Consider the following 15,792-nt stretch of genomic DNA (forward strand, 5'->3'; position numbering starts at 1 on the left):
AATCCCGAAGTGGAAAGCAATCCAGTTCTGGAGAGGTCCGCCATGTCTGTCAAGGTTGCAGTCGTCTACTACTCGGCCACCGGAAGCGTGCACCAGCTCGCCCAGGCCGTCGCCGAGGGCGCGGAGAAGGCCGGCGCCGAGGTCCGCCTCCGCCGCGCCCCCGAGCTCGCCCCCGCCTCCGCCATCGACTCCAACCCGGCCTGGCGCGCCCACCTGGACGCCACCAGCGACATCGAGGTCGCCACCCTGGACGACCTGACCTGGGCGGACGCCTACGCGTTCGGTTCGCCGACCCGGTTCGGCAACATCGCCGCGCAGCTGAAGCAGTTCATCGACACCACCGGTGGCCTGTGGTACCAGGGCGTCTTCATCGACAAGCCGGCGACCGCCTTCACCAGCGCGCAGAACACCCACGGCGGCAACGAGTCGACGCTGCTCGCCCTCTACAACTCCTTCCACCACTGGGGCTCGGTCATCGTCTCCCCCGGCTACACCGACCAGTCGGTCTTCGAGGCCGGCGGCAACCCCTACGGCACCTCGCACGCCAGCGGCAACGGCGCCCCGGAGGAGAAGACCCTCGCGGCCGCCCGCCACCAGGGCGCGCGCCTCGCCAAGATCACGGCCCGCCTGAAGGGCCTCGCCCAGGACTGACGGCCGCACAGGGCCGGCGGTCTGCCCGGGACTGGCGCCGGGGCGCGGACATGGTGGCGGGGCCGGGATTCCGTACGGACGGGATCCCGGCCCCCGCGCGTACCGGCGGGAAAGCATCGGCCGGAAAAGGCTGTTGCGAGGCGGACGGAACGGGGTGACCCTCTTCCACGTCCACCGCAGCCCTCCAGGTCAGGAGCCCCCTCTGAACGTCACCGCCACCACCGTGTCCCTCACCGTCGACGACGTCACCGCCTCCCGCGACTTCTTCGTCGCCCACCTCGGCTACCAGGAGACGGCGGCCGCCGACGGCTTCGCCTCCCTGCGCCGCGAGGACGCCGCCGCCGACATCGTCCTGCTCCGCCGGGGCACCGACGTCCTCCCTCCCGACCAGCGCGACCGGCACGCGACGGGCCTGATCGTGGCGTACACCGTCAGCGGCCTCGAAGCCGAGGAGAAGCGCCTGCGCGCCGCGGGCGTCCCGATCACGCTGCCGCTGCGCGAGGAGCCCTGGGGCGAGCGGCTGTTCCAGGTCACCGACCCGAACGGGATCGTGGTCCAGTTCGTGGAGTGGGCGGCGGGCACCGACGGCGGCTGAGGACCACCGCTCCGCGCTCACCCTCTTGAGGTCTTTGGGGGGCAGGAGCCGCGTCGGAGGGCGAGCATGGGGGGATGAACGCGGCCGAGAGCGCGACGAGTTCGCAGGCGACCGCTCGGGCCCGGGTCCTGCGGCCGTTGTCCGGGCTGCGGGGCGGGCTCGCAGAGGTCTACCGGGTCCTGCACGCCCACCCCGAGCTGTCGTTCGCCGAGCACCGCACCGCACGGGCCGTCGCCGCGCATCTGGAACGGCTCGGGATGCGGGTCACCACCGGCCTCGGTGGCACAGGCGTCGCCGGAGTGCTCGCCAACGGCGACGGACCCACCGTCCTGCTGCGGGCCGACATGGACGCCCTGCCCGTACACGAGCGGACCGGGCTGCCGTACGCCAGCACGGTCGACGGCGCCATGCACGCCTGCGGGCACGACATGCATGTGACGTGTCTGCTCGGCGCCCTCGAACTGCTCGCCCTCGGCACGGACTCCTGGTCGGGGACGGTGATCGGGGTCTTCCAGCCCGGCGAGGAGGTCGGCGGCGGGGCGAAGGCCATGGTCGACGACGGGCTGTTCGAGAAGACCGGCAGACCCGACGCCGTCCTCGGGCAGCACCTGGCCCCGCTGCCCGCGGGCACGATCGGCTACCACGCGGGCCCCGCGCTCGCCGCGACGGACGCGCTGCACGTGCGGATGTTCGGCAGAGGCGGGCACGCCTCGCGCCCCGAGACCGCGGTCGACCCCGTGGTCATGGCCGCCTCGACCGTGATGCGGCTGCAGACCGTCGTCTCACGGGAGATCGCCGGCAACGAGACCGCCGTCCTCACCGTCGGCGCCCTCCACGCCGGCAGCAAGGACAACGTCATCCCCGACGAGGCCGAACTCGAGATCAGCATCCGTACGTACACCGAGGACGTACGCCGCACGGTCCTCGCCGCCGTCGAACGCATCGTCAAAGGGGAGGCGGCGGTCGCGGGCGCCGAGCGGGAACCGGAGATCACACCCCTCGACAGTTATCCCGTCCTCGTCAACGACGAGGCGGCCACTGCCCGGACGGTGGCCGCCTTCCGCAACCACTTCGGCGCCGCCGCGGTCATCGACACCGGCCCCGTCACCGGAAGCGAGGACTGCGGCATCTTCGCCACGGCCGCCGGGGCGCCGCTGTGCTACTGGTTCTTCGGCGGCTGGGACCCGGAGGCGTACGCGGCCGCCGCGGCGACGGGCACGACCGCCCGGGACATCCCCTCCAACCACTCCCCGTACTTCGGCCCGGTCCTCGAACCGACCCTGACCACGGGCGTCACGGCGATGACGGTGGCCGCGCTCACCGCCCTCGCGGGGGAAGCCTGAGGCGGCGGGGCTCGACGGGCCTCCTGCGAGGCGGCCTCCTTCCAGGCGGCCTCCGGCGGACGGCGCGCACGGGGTCTCGTTGGGGTGAATCGGCGCGCGGTCCCCGGCTGTCGTACGGGCCTCCCGCCGCCCCTCTCGTTGAACTTCGGGTTGCCCCTCCCCACCCCCCTGTGACCCGAAGGAGCCCCATGCCCGCGCGCCGAAGGGCGGCGATGGGAGCCGGTCTGCTGACCCTGCTCTCGCTCGCCGCCGCCCTCTCGTCCCCCACGCCGTCCGCCGCCGACGGCACCGCCCCCGACGCCAACCGGCCGTGGGTCCTGCGCAGCCGCACCGTCCAGGCCGACCCGAAGGAGTACGCCCAGCTCTGCGCCCGGCAGCAGGACGGGGCGCCCGCCGAACGCACCGTCGAACTCTTCCCCGACGTGCAGGTCACGGCCGTCGCCGACCGTGTCGACGTCGACGAACACGGCACCGCCACCTTCACCGGCCACGTCGCGGACCGCCCCGCCGAACGCGTCTACCTCACTGTCACCGGCGCCTGCCCGCGCGGACGGGTGGCCGCGGGCCCGGCCGTCGACGGTCTCGTCACCCTCGGAGACCGTACGTACACCCTGGCCCCGGATCCGGGGCAACCCGGCCATGTCGTCATCACCGAGCAGGACCCCGCCCAGCGGCCCGCCCCGGTCGAACACGAGATCAAGGAGCGGTTCACCGAGGGCCGCGCGATGAGCCCCCGGCGCACCCCGTCGAGCGACCCGGTCGTCATCGACATGGTCGTCGGCTGGACGCCGGGCGCCGCCGCCCGCGTCGGCGGCGAGGCCGGGATGCGTTCGCGGGTCGCGCTCGCCGAGGCCACGCTCAACCGCGCCTTCGCGGACAGCGGGATCAAGGCCAGCGTCGACGTCGTGGCGACGTACGCGCCGGAGTACGCGGGCGGGGAGCGCGCCGCCGAGGTGTACCGCAAGCTGGCCGACCCCCGCGACCGGCGGCTCGGCGCCACGGCCGCGGCCCTGCGCGAGAAGACCGCCGCCGACCTGGTCGCGATGCTGGTGCGTGTGCCGCGCGGGACGAGCAGCGGCCAGGGCAGCCTGCCGATGCCGCCGTCGTCCGCCACCGACCGGGAGGCGTACTCGGTCACCGACGTCGACAGCGTCGTCGACTGGTACAACTTCGGCCACGAGGTCGGCCACAACCTCGGCCTCTGGCACGACCGCGCCACCCTCGACGCGCAGGCCGGCGGCGTCGACTACACCCCGTACCTCACCACGCCGTACAGCACCGGCTGGGTCACTCCGAACCGGCGGTTCCACACGCTGATGGCCTACAGCTCGGCGTGTGGCCAGCCGTGCGCGGCCGTCAACCGGTACTCGAACACCGTGCAGCCGTGGGAGGGGCAGCCGCTGGGCGACGCGCGCAGCGACAACGCCCGCGTCGCCCGGGCCACGGCCCCGATCGTGGCCGCCTACCGCGAACCGGCGACCCCACGCACCCGGCACGCGCTCACGCTCGCCGTCTCCCCGGCGGACGGCGGCACGGCCGCGCCGAGTGCGTGGGGCCCCTACCGCCCCGGCGGCCAGGTCACGGTCACGGCCGTCCCGAGCCCCGGCCACCGCTTCACGGGCTGGGTCCTGGACGGCACACGGCATGCCCACACCCGGCCGACGATGGCAGTGACGATGGACCGGGCGCGGACGCTGACGGCAGTGTTCGAGAAGGCGTGAGGGGCGACGCTGGACGGCCGGAGCCGGCCGGTCCTGGCCGGGACGGGCCGTCAGGTGTCGCCGTCCGGAATCGGCGGCCGGTCCTGGCCGGTGGCCGGGACGGGCCAGGCGTCAACGTACGAGACGGGCCGTCGGGCGTCGCGGTCCGGAATCGGCGGCCGGTCCTGGCCGGTGGCCGGGACGGGCCAGGCGTCAACGTACGGGACGAGCCGTCGGGCGTCGCGGTCCGGCGGCACCAGCCGTCCGGGATCGGCCGTCAGGCATGACCGTCCGGGGATGGGCCGTAGGTGTCGCCGTGCGGCGGCACCGGCCGTCAGGCGTCGCCGTCCAGCGGCTGCTCCGCCGGCTGCCAGATGCGGCTGCGCAGGTCGCGGCCGCGAAGCACCTGCACACGAAAGGGATCCATCCGCAGGATCGCGAAGCCCGGATCCTGCGGGCCGCCCTTCCAGTAGTGGGCCGGGTCGTATCCGACGCCCGGCGGGCCGCCCTGGACGTACAGGTCCCACACCCGCCGCTTCTCGTCCATGTCCTCCTCCCAGCGGGCCGCGCTGTCGGCGAAGGCGGCGTTCTGGCGCGGGTTCCAGTAGGAGACGGTGACGTGCGGGTTGCGGCGGACGTGGGCCGTCTTGACCGGGGTGGGGAACGCCGCGATCCACCCCACGGGACGCCCGTCCACCTCCTCCCACACCGGCAGCAGGACGCGGGCGCGGGGGCGGTTCAGCCGGTCGACGGTGACCAGGGTGGCGTAACGGATGTCCTGGACGTACCCGAAGAACTCGTCCCTGAGGTCGGCGAAGGCGTCCACCCGGTCCGCACTCATGCCGAGACCACCGGCAGGCCCTGAGCGAAGCCGCCGTCGACGGCCAGCTCGGTCCCGGTGGTGAAGGTGGCGTCGAAGGCGAGGAACAGCGCGGCCCTGGCGACCTCCTGGACCGTGCCGTTGCGCCGCAGCGGGGTGGTCTCCTCGCCCTGCTTCAGGAAGTCGGCCCGCTCCTCGGCGGTCAGCCCCACGACGCCCATCGTCGGCGTCTCGATGAAGCCGGGTGCCAGCGCGTTCACCCGGATCCCGCGCGGCAGCAGTTCGGCGGCGAGGACGTGCGCGATGGCGCGCAGCGCCTCCTTGGAGCCGGAGTAGGCGCTCAGGCCGGGGAAGACCATGTCGTTGGAGACGGTCGTGAAGACCAGCCCCGCGCCGTCCCGCAGCAGGGGCGCCAGCCGCTGCACGGTGAAGAAGGCGCCCTTGGTGTTGACCGTGAACTGCCGGTCGAAGGACTCCTCCGTGGCCTCCTCCAGGGTCTGGAACTCGGCCGTGCCGTGGTTGACGAACAGGGCGTCGATCTGGCCGAGTTCGCGCTCGACGAGCTCACCGAGCGCGGCGATGTCGGCCATGCTGGTGGCGTCGGACCGTACGACATGGGCGGGTCGGCCTGCGAGCGCCGCCCGCGCCTCCTCGACGGTCTTCTCGTTCCGCCCGGTCAGTACGACCTCGGCGCCGCCGTCGAGGAGGGCCTCGACGATCGCCAGGCCCATGCCGTGGGTGCCGCCGGTGACGACGGCCTTGAGTCCCGCGTACGTGTCGCTGCTCATCAGGTGATCCCTTCGTGGTGAGGGGACCACCGTGCCCGGGGCCGCTTGCGGTCCTCCGGCGGTCTTCTGGAGGTTTTCTGCCGGCCCGCTTGCGGCCGATTAGGCTCGGGCGTATGCGTTTCGGGGTGCTGGGGCCGCTGGCCGTGTGGACGGACGACGGCGGGGTGGCGCCCGTGCCGGAGCGGAAAGTACGGGGCCTGCTGGCCGAGTTGCTGATCGAGCCCGGGCGGGTGGTGGCCGCCGACACCCTCGTCGAGGACCTGTGGTCCGGCCGCCCGCCCGCCGACCCGGCGGGAGCCGTGCAGACCCGGGTCTCCCGCCTGCGCCGCGCCCTCGCGGCGGGCGGCGGCCGGGACCTCGTGGCGCACCGGCCGCCGGGGTACGCGCTGCTGGTCGCCCCGGAGCGTGTGGACGCGGGCCGCTTCGCCGCGCTGACCGCCCGCGCGCGGGCGCTGCCCGCCCCCGCGGCGAGGGCCGCGCTGCTCACGGAGGCGCTGGGCCTGTGGCGGGGCCCGGCGTACGCCGACTTCCGGGACGAGCCGTTCGTACGGGAGGCCGTCGCCCGCCTGGAGGAACACCGCCTCACCGCCGTCGAGGACCTGGCCGAGGCCCGCCTGGACCTCGGCGAACACGCCCCACTCGCCGCCGACCTGGCCGAACCGGTCGCCCGCCACCCCTTACGCGAACGCCTCCGCGCGTCCCACATGCGTGCGCTGTACGGCGCGGGCCGCCCGAGCGAGGCGCTGGACTCCTTCCACACCCTCCGCCACGCCCTCGCCGCCGACCTGGGCCTGGACTCGGCGCCGGAACTGACGGCGCTGTACGAGGAGATGCTCCGCCACGACCGCCCATCTGTACCCGTCGGCGATCAGCCGGGCTCCAGGCTCCGCGTGGCGCTCGGTGGTCTGACCGCTCCGGTGCCTGGCTCGGCTTCCGGCGAAGCGACTGGCGTCGGGCCCGGCTCGGCTTCCGGTGATGTGCCTGCTTTGGCGGCCCGTCCCGCGGTCGGCGACGCGCCCGGCCTCGGGCCTGGCACGGCTTCGGGCGACGTGCCCGGCTCGGCTTTCGGTGGGCTGTCCGCCCCGGCGGCCGGTTTGGCTTCCGGCGACGTGCCTGCCCTCGGCGAGGTGCCTGCCATGGGGTCCCGTCCCGGTGGCGGTGATGTGCCCGGGTTCGTGCCCGGCCCGGCTTTCGGTGGGCTGTCCGCCCCGGCGGTCGGTTTGGCTTCCGGTGATGTGCCTGCTTTGGCTGCCCGTCCCGCGGTCGGCGACGCGCTCGGGCTCGCGCCCGGCCCGGGCTCCGGTGACGTACCCGCCCTCGGCGAGGTGCCTGCCGCCGGGCCCAGCCCGGCTCCCGGTGGAGTGCCCGGGTTCGCGCCCGGCCCGGCTCCCGGTGACCTGCCCGCCCACGGCGACGTACCTGCCCGGGCACCCCGTCCCACCGGCGGCGACGCGACCCCGCCCGGCCCGGCTGGTGGCAACCTCCCCGCCCCCGCCACCCCCCTCATCGGTCGTGACGCCGCCGTCGCCGAGGTCACCGCTCTCCTGGGCGAGGCGCGGCTCGTCACGTTGACCGGGGCCGGTGGGGTCGGTAAGACCCGGCTCGGGCTGGAGACGGCCGCTCGCGCGGCGCGCGGCGACTTCCCCGACGGCACGTGGATCGTCGAACTGGCCGGTCGTGGCAGGGCCGAGGAGCCGGGGCTCGAGTGCACCTTGGCCGAGATCGCGGAGGTCGTGGCCTCGGCCCTGGGACTCCGCGACGACGGGCCGGCTACGCACGAGCCGGCCGGCCGGCTGCTGGCCGCGTTGCGGGGCAGACGGCTCCTGCTCCTGCTCGACAACTGCGAGCACGTCGTCGAGCCCGCCGCCCGCCTCGTCGAACTGCTGCTGCGGGAGGCCCCGGGGGTCCGCGTGCTCGCCACCAGCCAGGAGCCGCTGGGGCTCGCCGGCGAGCGGCTGTCCGTCGTGGAGCCGCTCGACGACGCCAGCGCGCGGCGGCTGTTCGCGGCGCGGGCGGCCGCCGCGGCGCCCGGCTTCGAGGTCACCGACGCGAACGGACCCGCCGTCGCCGCGATCTGCCGCCGCCTCGACGGCATCCCCCTCGCCCTCGAACTGGCCGCCACCCGCATCCGCGTCCTCGGCGCCGAACAGCTCGCCGCCCGCCTCGACGACCGCTTCCGGCTGCTCACCGCCGGCCGCCGCGACGCCCCCGCCCGGCAGCAGACGCTGCGCGCGGTGATCGACTGGAGCTGGGAGCTCCTGACGGCCGCCGAGCGGATCGTGCTGCGCCGGCTCGCCGTGCACGCCGAGGGCTGCACGCTCGCCGCGGCCGAAGCGGTGTGCGCGGGCGACGGGGTGAAGCCGGCCGAGGTCCTCGATCTCCTCGCCCGGCTTCACCCCGTCACACGCCCCGTACGCGGGCGGCCCCTGCCCGAGGCCGGAGGGCAGGCAGACCGCGCCGTCCGGCGCGCCTTGAGCGCGGGCGTACGGGCGATACGGACTACCTCTCCAGCGCGAGCTCGGCATCCAGCGCGGCGCGGAGCCAGTCGTGGGAGACGCCCGGGTTGGGCTCCGCGGGGCCCGAGATGTCTGTGACGAGCTGCCAGTAGTGGTCGATCCTGGGGTCCGCGGCGAGCTGCCCGCCGAGGCGGTGGCGGAAGCCGGGGGTGTCGCGCAGCCCGCACGCGCGCGCGTACGCGGCGACGAAGCAGTCCAGCGCCTCGCCCGCGCGGGGCGGCCGGCCGGCCCTCAGGTCCGGCGCGGCCAGGGCGAAGGCCTCGACGAGGCCGTCGTAGAGGACGGACGGGCGGTAGCCCTCGTCGGGCTGGTGGGCGGCGGGCTGGCAGTGGTCGCCGCCGCCGCAGTCCGCGGTGACGAAGGCGTGGAGCCGGGCGAAGGCGAGGACCTGCTCCGGGGTCGGGTCCGGCGGGGGCTGCGGCACCGCGTGGTCCAGGATGGCGGAGACCTGCCGGGCCGGGAGCCGTACGGGCAGCCAGCGCCGCCAGAAGCGGGCGAGGGCGTCCGTGCTCGGCGGTACGGACACGGCGCCGATCAGCCGTAGCCGCTGGGGGCGTTCGGCGGGCGGGCAGTCGTGGACCAGCTGGAGCGCGGCTTCCCGCCAGCGCAGGGCGGTCAGTTGGACGCCGAGATCGTCCAACTGCCGTGCTATGGCGCCTCCTAGGGCGTCCTCCAGATCCCCGTCGGCGCTGTCCCTCCGGTCGAGGATGCGGCCCACTTCGGGGACGGGAAGGTCGAGGGCGCGCAGGGAGCGGATCAGCCGGATCTGGTCGAGCGCGTCGGGGCCGTACCGGCGGTGGCCGCCGGAGCTGCGGGCCGCTTCGGGCAGCAGACCTCGGTCGGAGTAGAAGCGGACGGTCTTGACGGTGACACCCGCGCGTTCGGCAAGCTCTCCGATGCTCCACATGCCGTTGCTCCACATGCCGTCGGGCAACACGACTTGAACCTCCCTCAGGGGGAGTTCCTACCGTACCGGCGAGCGCGGACAGCCCGGCGGGCCGCTCGCGCGGACCTTGGTACGGCGAAGGAGAAAGGGGCCGGTCATGACGGCGCAGACGGCGTTCGTGCTGGTGTCGGAGTGCTTCACGGGTGGCTGGATCTGGCGTGAGGTGGCGGCGCGGCTGCGGCAGGCGGGGGCGGAGGTGCATCCGGTGACGCTCACCGGCATGGGCGACCGGCGCCATCTGGCGGGGCCGGGGACGGACCTGGAGACCCATGTGGAGGACGTGGTCCAGCTGATCGACCACGTGGACGCGGCGGAACTGGTGGTCGTCGGCCACGGCTACGGCATCCATCCGGTCCTGGGCGCAGCGGACCGCCGCCCGGAGCGGGTCGCCCGGATCGTCCACCTGGACGCGGGCGCGCCGCAGGACGGCGACGTACCGCTCGCGCTCGTACCCGACCCCGAGGTACACGCCTTGCTGGCGTCCGGCGAGGAAGGGCGGATCCCGCCGCCGGCGTCGGCGGAGGCGTGGGAGCGCTGGGGCAGCACGGCCGGGGTGTCGGCGGGGGACCTGGACCGGCTGGTCCGGCTGGCCGCGCCGCAGCCGGCCGGCACGCTCACCGGGCCGCTGCGGCTGACGGGGGCGGCCGCGGGGCTGCCGTCGACCGGTGTGTTCTGCACCGGCAACGGGCTGAGCATCGCGCTGGTCCAGTCGCTGGTGGAGTCGGGACCGCCGCAGTTCCGCGCGCTGGCCGTCCCCGAGAAGAGCTTCTTCGACCTGGAGACCGGGCACTGGCCGATGCTGTCGGTGCCGGACGAGGTGGCCGGCGTACTGCTGCGGGCCGCGGCGGGCGAGGGACACCGGCTGACCGCGCCGGCGGGCGATGAGCACCCGTACCTCCGGCCGTTCCCCTTCGACGTACAAGAGTGCCCGCGCGCGCGGATCGGCCGGGTCGACCTCCACCTCCCGCAGGCGGACGGCCCGCGCCCGGCGGTGATCTTCCTCCACGGCGGCCCGATCCCCGCAGACCTGCGGCCCACGCCCCGCGACTGGCCGCTCTACACGGGCTACGCGCGGTACGTGGCGAGCCTGGGCGCGGTCGGCGTGACCGTGGACCACGGCCTTCACGCCCTGGGTGACTACCCCCGCGCCGCCGACGACATCGCCGAGGCCGTCGAGCTCGTACGCGCGGATCCGCGCGTCGACCCGGACCGGATCGCCCTGTGGTACTTCTCCGGCGCGGGCCTCCTCACCACGGACTGGCTCGCGGCGCCCCCGCCGTGGCTGCGCTGCCTGGCGGCCACGTACCCGGTCCTCGCCCCGCTGACGACCTGGCCGGGAGTGGACCCCCGCTTCCGGCCCTCGGCCGCCGTCCGCACGGCGGGCGACCTGCCGATCGTGCTGACCAGGGTGGGCCTGGAGATCCCGGAGATCGCGGCGACGGTGGAGGATTTCGTCGCTGCGGCAAACGCGACAAACGCGAACCTCCACGTCATCGACGCCCCCAACGCCCACCACGGCTTCGAAACGGTCGACCTCACCCCGGAGTCCCGCACGGCGGTGACAGCGGCGGTCGACGCGGTCCTCTCCCACGTGAAGGGCTGATGTGAAGTCCCCGTCGCCTGCGGTCGGTTGATAGATTTGCGCGAGTGACGGCGGGAAGCCGTCGCAAGGCTCGCCGCAGGTCGACGGTGGACGGAACGGGGGACGAAGTGGCTTGGGACGAGTGGGAGCAGGCGAAGGCCGCCGCGTCGGAGGGGCAGGCCACCCGGATGCGGCTGAATCAGGCCGCGCCACGAGGCTCCAGCGACTCGGATCTCATGGTGTACCAGGACGACCTCGGGGCCGTCGGCCACGAGGCGTTCGTGCTCCACGGTGAGCTGCAGAAGAAGGCGGACATCGCCGGCACGGGCGCGGACAAGAACGGCTCCGGCAGCACCATGCAGGCGGCCGCCGCGCACTACGATCTCGGTTCCTCGACGTCCAACGGCGACCCGCTGCCGGGCCCGGGCGAGAGCAGGGACGGCCGCGAGAACGCCGCCCGTGAACAGCACTAGGACCGCACGACGAACCGGCCGCCGGGAAGGACGTACGTCCGATGAGCAACCTCTACGCATACGGGTGGCGCGCCGCCGGCGTGACCGTCGGCGTGCTGGCCCTCACGGGCGCCCTGTCAGCGTGCGGCGCCACCGGGGGCGGGGCGGCGGAGCGGTCGTCCGGCGGGACATGGGCCCCGGGGATCACTCCGAAGTGGATGAGCGAGCAGATGGGCCTCGCCGTCCCGGCGACGGCCGGCTCGCCCCAGGCGGCGTACGAGATCACCTCGCAGTTCGACAAGGGCCTGCTCACCTTCACGCTGACGAAGCCCGAGGCGGAGGCCTACCTGATGGAGAACCGCCCGTCCGGCAAGTGGCTGGAGCCCACCGCGGCGCAGACGGTCAAGCCCCACGACTTCGCCCACCTCGGCCTCCCGGAACCGGAAACCTTCAAGGACGGCATCCGCTACGGCTACGTCTGCCCCGACGCCCCCAAGACCCCGGAGCCCCCGACGTCCACCTCCGACGACCGCTGCGTCCGCCTGTACGCCCCCGAGCACACCCGCATCTACCTCCGCGCCCACTTCGAACCGGGCATCAGCCCTCTCCCGACACCCCCGTCGACTCCCGCCGGCTGACGCCGACCGGACCGGGACCACGTGGTGGCCGATGCCCGCACGGTGGTCGCACGACGGCGGCGAATAGACAACCCGGTGAATCCATGGCGCCTCGCCCCGGGCTTCAACGGCTGAGGCCGGTGGATCCGCTTTGGCCGGTGGCCTGCCCGGGCTGGGTTCCGTGACGCACGTCACGCCACCGATGTGGTTCTGCTTCTGCTCGCGTCGCGGGCGCTCCGACGGAAACTGAGACGGAGAACGTCGAAGGGCCCCACCGCGAACGGTGGGGCCCTTCGACATCGTGCCCGGTGAGGCACTGGCGGAGGATACGAGATTCGAACTCGTGAGGGGTTGCCCCCAACACGCTTTCCAAATGTTCGTGCGCCCGTCCAGCGAGGGTCGGGGGCGTGCTGACCTGGGGCGGAGTGTTCTCCTGGCCTCTGTCCGGACGGCCCTGGACAGAGGCGAATGCAACCAGAACTGCAACCACTACCCGGCTACTTACGACCCTCCGGGCCGTACCACTGGAGCGGCTGGCCGGTCACTGCGGCGATGCATTCGAAGTCGTGGTCACAGTGCAGGAGGGTGAGCCCCTGCAACTCGGCTGTCGCGGCGACAACGAGATCCACCGCACCGGCGCTGCGGTGCTTGCCTTGCTTGGTGAGGGCTTCCTGGACCTGCCAGGCCCGGTCGTAAGCGCGGTCGTCGACCGAGACCCAGCCGAAGAGCAGCCGCATGTCTTCGATGCCGCGTGTCCGGTCGGCGGCTGATCGGGCGCTGTAGAAGAACTCCAGCTCGGTGATGGGGCACGTGGCGATCAGGCCGGCTGCTGCTGCCTGGTCCCAGCCGTACTGCTCCGCGTCGCCCCGCATGAAGCGGGCGAGGGCGCTGGTGTCGATCAGGTAGAGAGCGGCATTCACCGTCGGTAGTTCCGCTTGTCCTCGAAGAGTGTCAGATCGAACGCGCCTTCGTCGGCCGCGGCGCGAAGGCGGGTCAGGGCCAGCGCTCGCCGCCTGCTCTCCAGCACCTCGCGCAGGGCTGTGTTGACCGTCTCCTTCTTGGTGCTGGTTCCCAGTGCTTTGGCCACGTCTGCCACCAGCTCGTCATCGAGGTCAATCACTGTCCGGCTCATGTTCACCCCTTTATATCAACTATGGAGACAAGTATACCTCCCATGGTTCAGTGACGTCATGGGTTCACGTCGGCATGACGCTGTGGATCCGGGAGAGGGTGAAGACGCGTTCGTCTTCGCGCAGGTGGCACCACGCTTCGAGGTAGGGTGGGTCGAGTTCGAGGCGGCTGAGGGTGCGCACCGTGCGGTTCCCGGAGGTGGCGACGTATTCGACGGTGAGGGGCGTTCCAGCGTCGATGGCATGGGCGAGCTGGCGGACATCGCTATAGGAGCCGCTCCGGTGCAGAGTTCAAGGATGGTGCCTTCGCCGGGCTCGCGGGTGCGGAACGGAAGGGGTTCCTCCCCAGGTGGCGGTACTTGGAGGGCGGCATCGGCCACCGATGTGCCGAAAGTCCGGATTGGGGCGATGTAAACGCAACTGGAAATGCAACCACGGCATGCCGAAGAGCCGGACCGCAATCAACGGCCCGGCTCTTCGTTTCGCCTGTTCAGGCGGCTGCGGAGGATACGAGATTCGAACTCGTGAGGGGTTGCCCCCAACACGCTTTCCAAATGTTCGTACGGGGTCCGGCGGGGGCCGTAGCCGTTCTGACCTGCGGCGGAGCGTTCAGTGTGGCCCTGTCTGGACGGGGCCGGACGGGGGTGAATGAGACCAGAACTGAGACCACGCTGGTCGGGGTTCGCCCGGGTCCGGCCTGCTCGGCGGCCGACCACTCTAGACTTGCCCCCAGGTACGGGCCCGCGGACCGCTTCGTGGAGGAGCCGATCATGAGTACTGCCCCGAACCTTCCGCTCCCGCCCCGTCGGCCTGGAGATCCACACCCGCTGCGGACGATTCGGGAGATCCGGGAGTCCTTGCCCGAACAGCAGCTCGGGCACTTCGACGCCGAACTCGCCGACACGGACATCGACGCCCTTCCGGAGATGCTTCACCGCTGGGCCACCCTCGGCAGTGACGGATTTCTTGATCGGCTTGAGTCGGCACCGTTCGAGGGTCTGGAGTTCGGGCAGCGTTCCTACGACGATGCGGCGGACGGCGAGTGATCTATCTGCTCGACACCAACGTGGTCTCCGAGATCACCACTCGGCCGAAGCCGGCTCCGGCTGTTGTCGCCTGGGCCCGTTCGGTCCCGTCTACCGGTCTCTACCTGAGTGTCATCACGATCGCGGAAATCGAGGCTGGCATCGCTGCGACACCGGACCTGGTACGGCGTGCCGTTTTCGAGCGGGCGCTCGAGAGCATCCGTGTCGACTACAGCGACAGGATCGCGGCCGTCGGAGAACAGGAGGCCCTCGCGTACCTCGCCCTTCATCGGAAGCTGAAGAGCACCGGAACTAGCATCGATCCGCCGGATGCTCTGATCGCCGCCACCGCCCTTGCGAACGGGTGGACCCTGGTGAGCCGGAACGTCAAGCACCTGGCCCGGACTGGCGCGCTCTTGCTCAACCCGTGGGAGTACGAGGGCTGACCTGGGGGCGGCTGCCTGAGCCCCCGCGAGATCGACTTCGCGGCAAATTCGCGGCGGGGCGCGTGGCACCGTGGAAGACCTGGTCGGTGTGCCAGGAGCGATGGCGCGTCGCTACGGGGTGGACTCCTGGCTGCGGGCCTATGAGCGGGCGGCCTGCGAGGGCTATGACGTGCTCGCGGGCCGCGGGGCTGCGTCCGACGAAGTGCTGCGAGACGAGGATGTGGTGGCCGTCGCCGATACCGAGGACGCCTTTGTCGAAGAGCTTGTGGTGCAGCGAGCACAGGCATAGGCGGTTGTCGACGTCATCTGGCCCACCGAACGCCCACCAGCGTACGTGCGCGGCTTCCAGTCCGACCGGCACCGTCCCGATCCGCCCGTCGTAGCCGCAGAAGGCGCACTGGTACTCGTACGCCGTCAGTACCAGCTCGCGCATCCGCCGGCCCCTTCGCCGCCGTGCCGGCGACAATCCGTCCGTCTCTGCCGGCTCCAGCTCCAGTCCGATCGCTTCGCACAGTTCGCCGTGCAGAGAGGGCGGGAAGTGCTGGTCGAGCAGTACGCGCACCATCCGACCCAACAGCGACGGCTCCCGCCGCATTGCCGCCCGTAGTTCCGGAGTCAGGCGCCCCGCAGCCCCGGCCGCCCGCAGGTCCCTCACCGCGCTTCCGGGACTGCCAGGTCCATGGGCGGTGCGCACTTCCCATACTCCGTCGCTGACCAGATGGTGGAACGGGTAGGCGGGCGTTGTCTTGTTGGGTGGTCCGTACTCGGCCAGCAGCCGCTTCAGGTCCTCCTCCACGGCGCTGTAGAAGAGCTCGCCGTCGGCATCCTCCTGGAACCGGCTGAGGGCGTAGAGCAGGAGCAGCGGCTTGTGGGGCGCACGCGCCCCACCCTTGGTCCACTGCCTCAACGTCGCGGCCCGCTCCAGCCAGTCCATGACGGGCGATCGTAGTGGTGCAGCAGAGGTACCGGCCTGGGCCCGTCACGGACATGCGCCCGGCGCCCTGCCGAATAAGCCACAGTGGTTCGTAGGTAAATGTCCGAAATAAATGAGACCGAAACTGAGGCCAGGCGCACGACGAAGACCTCGACCGCTGACGCGGTCGAGGTCTTCGTTTCGCCTGTTCAGGCGGCTGCGGAGGATACGAGATTCGAACTCGTGAGGGGTTGCCCCCAACACGCTT

Annotated in this window: 17 protein-coding genes; 10 read left to right on the forward strand and 7 right to left on the reverse strand. The window is 72.5% G+C overall.

Annotation, left to right across the window (positions count from 1 at the left end; translation table 11 throughout):
- Positions 1-42: 42 nt before the first annotated feature.
- The 4 genes from wrbA (at position 43) to IEZ01_RS06915 (ending at position 4,310) form a co-directional block, all read left to right on the forward strand.
- Positions 43-651: an NAD(P)H:quinone oxidoreductase gene (gene wrbA / locus IEZ01_RS06900; RefSeq protein WP_019887706.1), complete on the forward strand. Its 609-nt coding sequence runs from the start codon at positions 43-45 to the stop codon at positions 649-651.
- Positions 652-805: 154 nt separating this feature from the next.
- Positions 806-1,246 (forward strand): VOC family protein, encoded by a 441-nt coding sequence (locus IEZ01_RS06905; RefSeq protein ID WP_019887705.1) that lies wholly within the window; start codon positions 806-808, stop codon positions 1,244-1,246.
- Between the two features lie 74 nt (positions 1,247-1,320).
- Positions 1,321-2,589 (forward strand): amidohydrolase, encoded by a 1,269-nt coding sequence (locus tag IEZ01_RS06910; protein ID WP_229832745.1) that lies wholly within the window; start codon positions 1,321-1,323, stop codon positions 2,587-2,589.
- Between the two features lie 188 nt (positions 2,590-2,777).
- A complete protein-coding gene (locus IEZ01_RS06915) occupies positions 2,778-4,310 on the forward strand; it encodes an InlB B-repeat-containing protein (protein WP_189200453.1) in 1,533 nt (510 codons plus the stop codon).
- Positions 4,311-4,623: 313 nt separating this feature from the next.
- Here IEZ01_RS06915 and IEZ01_RS06920 read toward each other — a convergent pair whose 3' ends face one another.
- Together IEZ01_RS06920 and IEZ01_RS06925 are read right to left on the reverse strand one after the other, a co-directional pair.
- Positions 4,624-5,130 (reverse strand): pyridoxamine 5'-phosphate oxidase family protein, encoded by a 507-nt coding sequence (locus tag IEZ01_RS06920; protein ID WP_189200455.1) that lies wholly within the window; start codon positions 5,128-5,130, stop codon positions 4,624-4,626.
- A complete protein-coding gene (locus IEZ01_RS06925) occupies positions 5,127-5,897 on the reverse strand; it encodes an SDR family oxidoreductase (RefSeq protein ID WP_189200457.1) in 771 nt (256 codons plus the stop codon). The genes IEZ01_RS06920 and IEZ01_RS06925 overlap by 4 nt, the downstream gene beginning before the upstream one ends.
- A 113-nt stretch (positions 5,898-6,010) precedes the next feature.
- On the opposite strand from IEZ01_RS06925, the gene IEZ01_RS34730 reads away from it, so the two are divergent.
- On the forward strand, positions 6,011-8,491 hold the full coding sequence (locus IEZ01_RS34730; RefSeq protein ID WP_308427143.1) for an AfsR/SARP family transcriptional regulator: 2,481 nt from the start codon (positions 6,011-6,013) through the stop codon (positions 8,489-8,491).
- Here the strand turns inward: IEZ01_RS34730 and IEZ01_RS06935 are convergent.
- Positions 8,397-9,335, reverse strand: a complete 939-nt coding sequence (locus IEZ01_RS06935; RefSeq protein ID WP_189200516.1) for a helix-turn-helix domain-containing protein — start codon at positions 9,333-9,335, stop codon at positions 8,397-8,399. The two genes, IEZ01_RS34730 and IEZ01_RS06935, sit on opposite strands and share 95 nt — an antisense overlap.
- A gap of 121 nt (positions 9,336-9,456) precedes the next feature.
- On the opposite strand from IEZ01_RS06935, the gene IEZ01_RS06940 reads away from it, so the two are divergent.
- The 3 genes from IEZ01_RS06940 (at position 9,457) to IEZ01_RS06950 (ending at position 12,031) form a co-directional block, all read left to right on the forward strand.
- Entirely contained in the window at positions 9,457-10,962 is a 1,506-nt protein-coding gene (locus tag IEZ01_RS06940; protein WP_189200459.1) for an alpha/beta hydrolase, read from the forward strand.
- Between the two features lie 107 nt (positions 10,963-11,069).
- On the forward strand, positions 11,070-11,414 hold the full coding sequence (locus IEZ01_RS06945; RefSeq protein ID WP_308427144.1) for a hypothetical protein: 345 nt from the start codon (positions 11,070-11,072) through the stop codon (positions 11,412-11,414).
- Between the two features lie 41 nt (positions 11,415-11,455).
- Entirely contained in the window at positions 11,456-12,031 is a 576-nt protein-coding gene (locus IEZ01_RS06950) for a hypothetical protein (RefSeq protein WP_189200461.1), read from the forward strand.
- 476 nt (positions 12,032-12,507) lie between these two features.
- Here the strand turns inward: IEZ01_RS06950 and IEZ01_RS06955 are convergent, their stop codons facing one another.
- The 3 genes from IEZ01_RS06955 to IEZ01_RS06965 form a co-directional block, all read right to left on the reverse strand.
- Complete coding sequence (locus IEZ01_RS06955) at positions 12,508-12,930, reverse strand: PIN domain nuclease (protein ID WP_189200463.1); 423 nt, start codon at positions 12,928-12,930, stop codon at positions 12,508-12,510.
- Positions 12,927-13,142, reverse strand: coding sequence for a type II toxin-antitoxin system VapB family antitoxin (locus IEZ01_RS06960; protein ID WP_028797722.1), 216 nt, complete (start codon positions 13,140-13,142; stop codon positions 12,927-12,929). Before IEZ01_RS06960 ends, IEZ01_RS06955 begins: the two co-directional genes overlap by 4 nt.
- A 64-nt stretch (positions 13,143-13,206) precedes the next feature.
- Positions 13,207-13,428 (reverse strand): WYL domain-containing protein, encoded by a 222-nt coding sequence (locus IEZ01_RS06965; RefSeq protein WP_308427145.1) that lies wholly within the window; start codon positions 13,426-13,428, stop codon positions 13,207-13,209.
- A gap of 482 nt (positions 13,429-13,910) precedes the next feature.
- Between IEZ01_RS06965 and IEZ01_RS06970 the strand changes: the two genes are divergently transcribed.
- Together IEZ01_RS06970 and IEZ01_RS06975 are read left to right on the forward strand one after the other, a co-directional pair.
- Entirely contained in the window at positions 13,911-14,186 is a 276-nt protein-coding gene (locus tag IEZ01_RS06970) for a hypothetical protein (RefSeq protein WP_040875547.1), read from the forward strand.
- Positions 14,183-14,611 (forward strand): type II toxin-antitoxin system VapC family toxin, encoded by a 429-nt coding sequence (locus IEZ01_RS06975; RefSeq protein WP_189200465.1) that lies wholly within the window; start codon positions 14,183-14,185, stop codon positions 14,609-14,611. Before IEZ01_RS06970 ends, IEZ01_RS06975 begins: the two co-directional genes overlap by 4 nt.
- Here the strand turns inward: IEZ01_RS06975 and IEZ01_RS06980 are convergent.
- On the reverse strand, positions 14,586-15,545 hold the full coding sequence (locus tag IEZ01_RS06980) for a phosphorothioated DNA-binding restriction endonuclease (protein WP_189200467.1): 960 nt from the start codon (positions 15,543-15,545) through the stop codon (positions 14,586-14,588). The two genes, IEZ01_RS06975 and IEZ01_RS06980, sit on opposite strands and share 26 nt — an antisense overlap.
- Positions 15,546-15,792: the final 247 nt, after the last annotated feature.

Source organism: Streptomyces purpureus (assembly GCF_014648195.1).
GTDB classification, from domain to species: Bacteria; Actinomycetota; Actinomycetes; order Streptomycetales; family Streptomycetaceae; genus Streptomyces; species Streptomyces purpureus.